Annotated in this window: 7 protein-coding genes and 4 pseudogenes; 3 read left to right on the top strand and 8 right to left on the bottom strand. The window is 68.2% G+C overall.

Going from position 1 to position 8,356, the window contains the following annotated elements; genetic code table 11:
• The 4 genes from fabG to IEZ01_RS19560 all read right to left on the bottom strand — a co-directional run.
• The coding region (gene fabG, locus IEZ01_RS19575; protein WP_189202980.1) for a 3-oxoacyl-ACP reductase FabG at positions 1-740 on the bottom strand (740 nt) is incomplete at its 3' end.
• A 135-nt stretch (positions 741-875) separates the two neighbouring features.
• Positions 876-1,259 (bottom strand): DUF3037 domain-containing protein, encoded by a 384-nt coding sequence (locus IEZ01_RS19570; protein ID WP_019884567.1) that lies wholly within the window; start codon positions 1,257-1,259, stop codon positions 876-878.
• A complete protein-coding gene (locus IEZ01_RS19565; RefSeq protein WP_028797274.1) occupies positions 1,256-2,101 on the bottom strand; it encodes a HipA family kinase in 846 nt (281 codons plus the stop codon). The genes IEZ01_RS19570 and IEZ01_RS19565 overlap by 4 nt, the downstream gene beginning before the upstream one ends.
• 76 nt (positions 2,102-2,177) lie before the next feature.
• Complete coding sequence (locus tag IEZ01_RS19560; protein ID WP_373287643.1) at positions 2,178-2,375, bottom strand: integrase; 198 nt, start codon at positions 2,373-2,375, stop codon at positions 2,178-2,180.
• A 91-nt stretch (positions 2,376-2,466) separates the two neighbouring features.
• On the opposite strand from IEZ01_RS19560, the pseudogene IEZ01_RS19555 reads away from it, so the two are divergent.
• Positions 2,467-2,881: pseudogene (locus IEZ01_RS19555) on the top strand (transposase); the annotation flags it as partial.
• A 191-nt stretch (positions 2,882-3,072) separates the two neighbouring features.
• Here IEZ01_RS19555 and IEZ01_RS19550 read toward each other — a convergent pair.
• From IEZ01_RS19550 to IEZ01_RS19540, 3 genes and pseudogenes are all read right to left on the bottom strand, one after another.
• On the bottom strand, positions 3,073-4,095 hold the full coding sequence (locus tag IEZ01_RS19550; RefSeq protein WP_019884570.1) for a hemolysin family protein: 1,023 nt from the start codon (positions 4,093-4,095) through the stop codon (positions 3,073-3,075).
• Positions 4,092-4,868, bottom strand: a pseudogene (locus IEZ01_RS19545) (hemolysin family protein); the annotation flags it as partial. The gene IEZ01_RS19550 and the pseudogene IEZ01_RS19545, both read right to left, overlap by 4 nt.
• Before the next feature lie 51 nt (positions 4,869-4,919).
• Positions 4,920-5,195 (bottom strand): annotated as a pseudogene (locus tag IEZ01_RS19540) (ATP-binding protein); the annotation flags it as partial.
• 180 nt (positions 5,196-5,375) lie between these two features.
• Here IEZ01_RS19540 and istA point away from each other — a divergent pair.
• Together istA and istB are read left to right on the top strand one after the other, a co-directional pair.
• Positions 5,376-6,761, top strand: coding sequence for an IS21 family transposase (gene istA, locus IEZ01_RS19535; protein ID WP_444545489.1), 1,386 nt, complete (start codon positions 5,376-5,378; stop codon positions 6,759-6,761).
• Entirely contained in the window at positions 6,758-7,528 is a 771-nt protein-coding gene (gene istB, locus IEZ01_RS19530; RefSeq protein WP_189202836.1) for an IS21-like element helper ATPase IstB, read from the top strand. Before istA ends, istB begins: the two co-directional genes overlap by 4 nt.
• Positions 7,529-8,067: 539 nt before the next feature.
• Here the strand turns inward: istB and IEZ01_RS19525 are convergent.
• Positions 8,068-8,292 (bottom strand): annotated as a pseudogene (locus IEZ01_RS19525) (ATP-binding protein); the annotation flags it as partial.
• Between the last annotated feature and the right edge of the window lie 64 nt (positions 8,293-8,356).

The raw sequence follows: 8,356 nt of genomic DNA, 5'->3' as shown, positions 1-8,356 counted from the left end.
ACGTACAGGACCTGGCCGGAGACGAAGCCCGCGTCGTCGCCCGTGAAGAAGGCGATCGCGTTCGCGATGTCCTCCGGGTGGCCGACCCGCTGGACCGGGATCTGGGTGGCGGCCGCGGCCTTGAAGTCCTCGAAGCCCATGCCCACGCGCGCGGCGGTCTGGGCGGTCATCTCGGTGGCGATGAAGCCGGGGGCGACCGCGTTGGCGGTGATGCCGAACTTGCCGAGCTCGATGGCGAGGGTCTTGGTGAAGCCCTGGAGGCCGGCCTTGACGGCGGAGTAGTTGGCCTGGCCTCGGTTGCCGAGGGCGGACGAGGAGGAGAGCGAGACGATCCGGCCCCAGCCCGCGTCGACCATGTGATTCTGGCAGGCCTTCGCCATCAGGAACGCGCCCTTGAGGTGCACGTTCACGACGGTGTCCCAGTCGGCCTCGGACATCTTGAAGAGGAGGTTGTCCCGGAGGACGCCGGCGTTGTTGACGAGGATCGTCGGCGCGCCGAGCTCGGCGGCCACGCGCGCGACGGCGGCCTCCACCTGGGCGGCGTCGGAGACGTCGCAGCCGACGGCGAGGGCCTTGCCGCCGGCCGCGGTGATCTTCTCGACGGTGTCCTTGCAGGCCGCCTCGTCGAGGTCGAGGACGGCGACGGCGCGGCCCTCGGCCGCGAGACGGACCGCGGTCGCGGCGCCAATACCCCGCGCCGCGCCGGTCACGACGGCAACGCGCTGCTCGGTGGTGGACATGCTGTTCTCCTCGCCCTTGGGATCCCTGGGATGCGGCTCATCCGGTACGGCGGCGGAAAATGAGCGACCGCTTAGTACCTTCCGGCAGACGAGACGCTAGAAGCCCTGGCACCCCGTGTCAACGGGCCACCGCGGTCAGCGGACCAGGAGAGTCAGCAGCCTTTCCACCTCGGCCTCCGGGTCGGCCGTGAGGCCGGTGTGGACCGGGCCGGGCTGGACCACGGTGGAGCGGGGCGCGATCAGCCAGCGGAAGCGCCGGCCGGCGTCGTCGCGCGCGGCCTGGCCGGCGTCCGGTCCGCCCCGGCACACGCCCTCGACGGCGTGCAGCGCGGCACGTACACCGGTGACGTCCGCGGCGGGGTCGAGGGCCCTGAGCTTGGTCTCGTCGAGGTGGGTACGGGCGGCCACGAACGACCGGGCGCGGCAGTAGACGACGACCCCCGCGTTGAAGAACTCGCCGCGCTCCACACGCGGCACGACGCGCAGCAGCGCGTACTCGAAGACGTCCCGGTCGCTCACGTGGTGCTGTCCTTCTTGGTGGGGTGGGGCCAGGGGGCCAGGTGGTCGGTGAGCCAGCCGGGGGCCTGGGAGGGCTTGCGCTCGCTGCGCGGACCGAGGGTGATGCGTTCGTGGATGGTCGCGGCGCGCGGCAGCAGCGCGTCGACGTAGGCGTCGCGCAGCGCGTCGGTGGTCTCGAAGCCGGGTTCGTCGACGAGCCACTCGTCGGGCACGTCGGCGGCGACCTCACGCAGCAGCTCGCGGGTGACGCGCGGCGCGAGTTCGGCGGCGGCGGCCTCGACATCCGGCCCGAAGGGGGCGAGGACGTGGTCGGAGGCGTCGTAGGGCTTGGCGGCGGAGGCTTCGGCGCCGCGCCAGTTGTGGTGCCAGATCATCGTGGCGCCATGGTCGATGAGCCAGACGTCGCCGTGCCAGACGAGCATGTTGGGGTTGCGCCAGGAGCGGTCCACGTTGTTGATCAGCGCGTCGAACCAGACGATCCGCCCGGCCTCCACCGGGTCGACCTCGTAGGCGAGCGGATCGAAGCCGAGCGAGCCGGGCAGGTAGTCCATGCCCAAGTTGAGGCCGCCGCTGGCCTTGAGGAGCTCCTGGACCTCCTGGTCGGGCTCGGAGAGGCCGATGACGGGATCCAGCTGGATGGTGACCAGTTCGGGCACCCGCAGTCCGAGGCGGCGGGCCAGCTGCCCGCAGACGACCTCGGCGACAAGGGTCTTGCGGCCCTGGCCGGCTCCGGTGAACTTCATGACGTACGTCCCGAGATCGTCGGCCTCGACGATCCCCGGGAGCGAACCACCCTCACGCAAAGGCGTGACATAGCGGGTCGCTACGACCTCTTCCAACACTTTCCCAGGCCACCCATCTCTTCAGCCTTACAATCCATGGACGACTTCTCCGGAGCGTAGAGGCAGGAAACACGGGTCAACGGCGCTGGGGAGAATCTGGGGAGTTTCGGCCGGCGAGCCGGTCTCCCCGCTCCCCAAGCAGACCGTCGATGGTGCCGCGCCCCTTGCTGCCAGCTTCCGGCATGAAGTGAGCATAGTAACCGAGGGTGATCGCCGGCGAGGAGTGTCCGAGCCACCGAGCCAGGGTCACGACGGACTCTCCGGCCTCCAACATGATCGAGGCGTAGGTGTGCCGAAGCACGTGGAAACCGTCCTTCGGGGCCGCCGCCCACTGCCAGGCTTTCGCCCCCCTTGGCGCGCGGCGGGACGCTCTCGCGGAGGAGAACCTCGCCGCGGCGAGTGCCGATCTGCGGTGCGCGATGGTCAAGACGTTCGCCGTCGCGCTCATGTCCGCGGAGGCGGACGCCCTCTGCAACGCCGAGTACGGGCAGGTCAGCGACGAACGCGTCAACCAACGCAACGGCTACCGCCCGCGCGGGTGGGATACCAGGGCCGGCACCGTCGAACTCGCCGTCCCAAGCTGCGGCAGGGCAGCTACTTCCCGCACTGGCTGCTCGAACGCCGCCGCCGGGCCGAACAGGCCCTCATCTCCGTGGTCGCCACCGCCTGCCTCCTCGGCGTGTCCACCCGGCGAGCCGAGAAGCTCGCCGAGCCCCCCAGCGTCAGCAGCTGTCGAAGTCCCAGGTCAGCACGATGGCCAAGCACCTGGACGGCAACGTGACCCGGCTACCCGACCAAAGGGCCGGTGTGGCCAGCCTCCGGAGTTTCTTGCGCTGATCGTGGGCGGCAGTCTGCAGCGTAGATGGTCTGCCAGCGGTCTCGGTTGGTCGGAGACGGCCGCGCAGGCGGTGGGCACGCCACTGCGCAGACCGCCGGTCCCCGGTGCCTCGTTGGCCCACGTTTCGTGACGGTCAGCCTCCGTCGACCGCCGTGCCGACGAGTTCGTCGAGGAGGTCCTCCATGGTGACGAATCCGATGACGGTGTTCTTGTTGCCTGTTACTGCTGCAAGGTGGGTGCCTGCGGCCCGCATGGCGGTCATGGTGTCGTCGAGAGGGGTGTCGATATTGACCTTGACGATGGGGTGCAGGGCCGTACGCGGGAAGGGCGCGGTGCGGTCGTGGGCGCTGAGGGCGTCCTTGATGTGCAGGTACCCGAGGATTTCCGCATCGTCGCTGGTGACAGGCAGGCGGGAGAAGCCGTGGTCGGCCGCCGTCCGCTCCAGGCCCCTGGGTGTGATGTCGCGGCCGACAGTGATGACCCGGTCCAGGGGCACCATGACTTCGCCGACGGGGCGGGTGCCGAGTTCGAGGGCGTCCTGGAGGCGTTCGCCGTCCTCGGGTCCGAGGAGGCCGGCGGCGCTGGAATCCTTGACCAGGCGGGCGAGTTCGTCGTCGGTGAAGACGGAGGCGACCTCGTCCTTGGGTTCGACCTTCAGCAGCCGCAGCAGCGTGTTGGCGAAGGCGTTGATGCCGAAGACGAACGGCCGCAGTGCGCGGGTGAGCGCGACCAGCGGCGGGCCCAGCAGCAGCGCGGTGGGTGCGGGGGCGGCGAGCGCGATGTTCTTCGGCACCATTTCGCCGATGAGCATGTGCAGGTAGGTGGCCAAGGTGAGCGCGATGACGAAGGCGATCGGGTGAATCAGGCCCTCGGGCACGCCCATCGAGTGGAAGGGGGGCTCCAGCAAGTGGGCGATGGCGGGTTCGGCGACCGCGCCGAGGACCAGGGAGGAGACGGTGATGCCGAGCTGGGCGGTGGCCATCATCGCGGAGAGGTGTTCCAGGCCCCACAGGGTGGTCTTGGCGCGACGGTTTCCCTTGAGGGCGGCCGGTTCGATCTGGCTGCGGCGTACGGAGATCAGCGCGAACTCGGCGCCGACGAAAAACGCGTTGGTGATCAGGGTGAAGGCGCCGATCAGCAGCTGGATCGCGGTCATCGGGCCTCCTCCTGGGAGATCGGGGCAGTCTTCGGGCCGTTGATCGACACCCGGTCGGCGCGGTGGTGTTCGACGTCGAGGACGGTGAGCTCCCAGCCGTCCACGTCCGCGGTGTCGCCGGCCAGGGGGATCCGCTCAAGATGGGTGGCGATCAGGCCGGCCAGCGTCCCGTAGGGACCCTCGGGGGGTGTGAAGCCGATTTCCACGAGCTGGTCGAGGCGGACGCTTCCGTCTGCCTCCCAGGAGGTGCGGCCGTCCTGCTCGGGGGCTGGGAGGAGGTCGGGGAGCTCCATCGGGTCGTGCTCGTCGCGGACCTCACCGATGACTTCTTCCACGATGTCCTCGACGGTGGCCACACCCGCGGTGCCGCCGTACTCGTCGATGATCACGGCCATGGTCCGGGCCTTGCGGAGTCTGCCCAGCAGGGTGTCGACGGACAGGGAGTGCGGTATGAGCAGCGGTTCGGTCATCAGGTCGGTCACGGGGGTGATGGGCCGCTTCTCCTCTTCCAGTGCGAGGACGTCGCGGATGTGGAGGGTACCGACGACCTCGTCGAGGGTGTCCTTGTAGACGGGGAAGCGGGACAGGCCTGTGGCAAGGGTCAGGTTCGCCGCGTCGGCGGCGGTCGCATGGAGTTCCATCGCCTTGACATCGACGCGTGGAGTCATGACGTTCTCAGCTGTCAGTTCGGCCAGATGCAGAGTCTTGACGAACAGCTCGGCCGAGTCCGCCTCGATCGCGCCTTCGCGGGCGGAGTTGAGCCGAAGCACGATGGTTGTCACATAGGCAGGCTGGTTGTCACCTACTGTCGGCGCCGGAAGGTCTCAACTCTTGACGGCCTCTGCGATCTGCCCGGCGGCCTGGGCGGGGGTGAGGTGCGTGGTGTCGACGACCTCGGCCTCGGCGTGCAGCCACGTGCGGGCCGCCTCGGCGTAGGGCTCGAGGTATTGGAGACGGAACGGAGAGTTGGGGCCGAGAACGGTGTCGCCCGCGATGCGCGCGCGGAGGGTGTCCTGGTCGGCATGTAGGACGAAGTGCCGGACCGGAATGTCGTGCTGGGCAAGGCCCGAGCTGATCTCGCGCCAGTACTGCTCGACCAGGTGTCGGCGTACACGTGAACGTCCCCACCCTCGTACGAATGAAAAGGGACAGTTGCTGATGCGGTGAGACCTGCCGCTCGGCACTCTGCTGCTTGGTCGATACGGGTGACGGAGGGGGCTGGCAGTGGTCTTGGATCCGCAGCGTTGGCTGGAACTCCGGCGCTTTCGTAGCCTGCTGGAATCCGGGGCGATGACCACGTCGATCGCGGCGGCCGCCGCCTGTCGGAGATCGCCAGGGAGACCGGGCTGGACCGCAAGACGGTCCGCAAGTACCTGTCGGCCCCAGGGCCGGCGACGCCTCCACGGCGGTCGCCGAGCGGACGGTCGCGGGCGAGGGTGATCGACGAGTTCGGACCACCGATCGATTCCATGCTACGGGCCGAGGTCCTGATGAAGGCCGCGGTCATCCACGAACGGCTGGCCCAGGAGTACGGCTTCACCGGCAACTATCAGCGGGTCAAGCTCTACGTCCAGACGGCCAGGCCGAGGATCGCCGAGGAACTCGGCATCACGCCCAAGGAACTGGCTGGGATGCACCGCCGGTTCGAGGTGATCCCAGGCGCCCAGGCCCAGGTGGACTGGGGAGATGAGGGCAAGATCCTCGCCCACATGGGCATCGCGAAGGTCTACTCCTTCCACATGACGCTCTCGTACTCGCGGGACCCGTTCTGCTGTTTCACCACCAGCCAGGACCTGCAGACCTTCTTCGACTGCCACCGCCGGGCGTTCGCACACTTCGGGGGGGCCCCGATGACGATCGTCTACGACCGGACCAAGACCGTCGTCCGCCGCCACGTCGCCCCTGGTGAGGCGGTCCCGCTGCATCCCGAAGCGGTCGGTTTCGCAGGCCACTACGACTTCGACATCGACGTGCTGGCCGCCTACCGCCCGCAGGGCAAAGGCCGGGTCGAGCGGCAGGTCCTGATCGTCCGCGACCACGTTCTGTCCGGCCGGTCGTTCTCCTCGCTCGAGGAGATGGACGCCGCGTTCACCGCTTGGGTGCCCTTGCGGCGGGCCCAGATCCACAAGACCCACCGAGAGGTCATCGCGGAGCGGGCGGCGAGGGACCATGCGGCTCTCAAGCCGCTTCCCCCGACTCCATATCTGGTGGCCGAGCGGCAGCTCCGGCACGTCGGCAAGGACTGCCTGGTCGCCTTCGACGGCAACCTCTACTCAGTGCCGGCCCGCCGAGTCCGTGCTCGCCAGCTGGTCGAGATCCGGGCAACGAAATCCCAGGTCGTGCTGCATTCCACCCTCGCTGACGTCCACGGCAGCACACTGCTGGCCGCCCATCCCCGGGCCATCGGCCGGGGTGCCCGGGTCGTCGATGACTCGCACTGGGACGGCCTGCCCACCGGCAAGAACCGCCGGACCACCACTGGCGACGTCCCGGTCCAGCCTCGCCCGGAGCGGCCGCGGGGCGAGGAGGCCGGTCCTTTGCAGGCCTCGCTGAACAGGGCAGCGGCCACCCGGATCGAGGTCGGGCGCCGACCGTTGTCGGTCTATGACGAGCTGACCGGCACCCGTCCCTTCACCACCCATCGAGCGACGAAGGAATCGTCTTGAGCGAGCTGACCGGCAACCGCACCCGCACCACGGCCGGCAAGCTCGGCCTGCCCCACCTCGCTGAGACCATCAACGAGTTCGCCCGCCGGGCGGACGAGGCGAAGATGGGCTACCTCGACTTCCTCGACCTGGTCCTCTCCGAAGAACTGGCCGTCCGCGACGACCGCCGCTTCCGCCAGGGCCTGCGACTCTCCCGGCTGCCGCACCACAAGACGCTCGATGAATACGACTTCTCGTTCCAGCCCGACCTCGACCCGCGCAAGGTCAAGGACCTGGCCACCCTCTCGTTCGTTGAGGCCAAGGCGAACGCGGCTCTCCTGGGTCCGCCGGGAGTGGGCAAGACGCACATCGCCGTGGCTCTCGCGGTCGCGGCCTGCCGGGCCGGGTACTCGGTTTACTTCACCAGCCTCGACGATATGGTCCGCAACCTCAAAGCCGCCGAAGCCGCCGGCCGCCTGGCCAACAAGCTCGGCACCTACCTACGGCCAGGTGTTCTCGTGGTCGACGAGGTGGGCTACGAGATCCTCGAGCGAGGAGAAGCAAACCTGGTCTTCCAGGTCATCTCAAAGCGGTACGAAAAGGGCTCGATCATCCTGACCTCGAACAAGACCTTCAGTGAATGGGGACAGGTGTTCGGCGACGAGGTGCTGGCCACCGCCATCCTCGACCGGCTCCTGCACCACTGCGACGTGATCTCCATCAACGGCCCCAGCTACCGGCTCAAGAACCGCCTCAAAGCCATCGAACGAGACGCGGACGTGGCATAAGGCCCCTGGCCCCAAGCCTCACGAGGCGCTCGATGCGGGCTGCCTCCTTCTGCGGCGACCGGATCTCAAGGCGAGGTAGGCAGCCAACGACGCAGCCCCGAGAGGAAACAGCGGAAACAGAAGTGCCGTCCCCCACGACGTGAAGCTCTTGTCCACTACCTCAAGAGTTCCCCACGGCGTCCTGGCGGCAGGCACCACTTCCCCTGGCTTGCCGTCATAACGCACCATCACGGTGCCCGTGCTCACGTCATCTACGAGCTGACCGGAGCACTCGACGTAGCTTCCCCCTCGACCTCCGCCTTCGCGCTGGCACTGCGAAAGGCGAACCCGGACTTCATCTCCGGCCAGCCCCAGCCGCACGAGCCCTCCAGCCCCGGCCCACACCGTTGTCCCCGCAAACAGCACGGCAACCACGCTCCAGGCCGCGGCCGCTATGCCCCACCCCTTGGTCGTCATGGAGCCAGCATGGCGCACCAGTATCAGGAGCACGTACCAACAGCTGGGGACGTTCATCTGTACGCAGCTGAGGAGAGAAGTCCGTACGCCGACACCAGGACGGTCATGGGCATCACCAGGGTTCCGCCGGTGTAGTCGAGGATGCGTCGGGCGGTTTCGACCACGAGGGTCCGCCATGGCGGCCAGTGCTGGAAGTTGTCCGTCGCGGGCAGTCCTGGCTTGATGTCCATGAGCGTCTCGCCGACTTTCTCGGCGTCGAACACTCGTGAGTCCGGGATCAGCTGCTGGACGAGCGCACTAGGGTCTGTTGCGAAAGTGGATCTTGTTCGTTCATGATCACGTCTCGTGGGACGTGGAGATCTGACGAACGGC

Source organism: Streptomyces purpureus, assembly GCF_014648195.1.
GTDB classification, from domain to species: domain Bacteria; phylum Actinomycetota; class Actinomycetes; order Streptomycetales; family Streptomycetaceae; genus Streptomyces; species Streptomyces purpureus.
The sequence above is the reverse complement of the archived record's forward strand: the minus strand, read 5'-3'. Positions and strand labels throughout refer to the sequence as shown.

Coding starts and splice junctions, on each gene's coding strand:
- IEZ01_RS19550 (WP_019884570.1), bottom strand. CDS start 4,095: ATGACCGCGATCCAGCTGCTGATCGGCGCCTTCACCCTGATCACCAAC.
- IEZ01_RS19560 (WP_373287643.1), bottom strand. CDS start 2,375: ATGTTGGAGGCCGGAGAGTCCGTCGTGACCCTGGCTCGGTGGCTCGGA.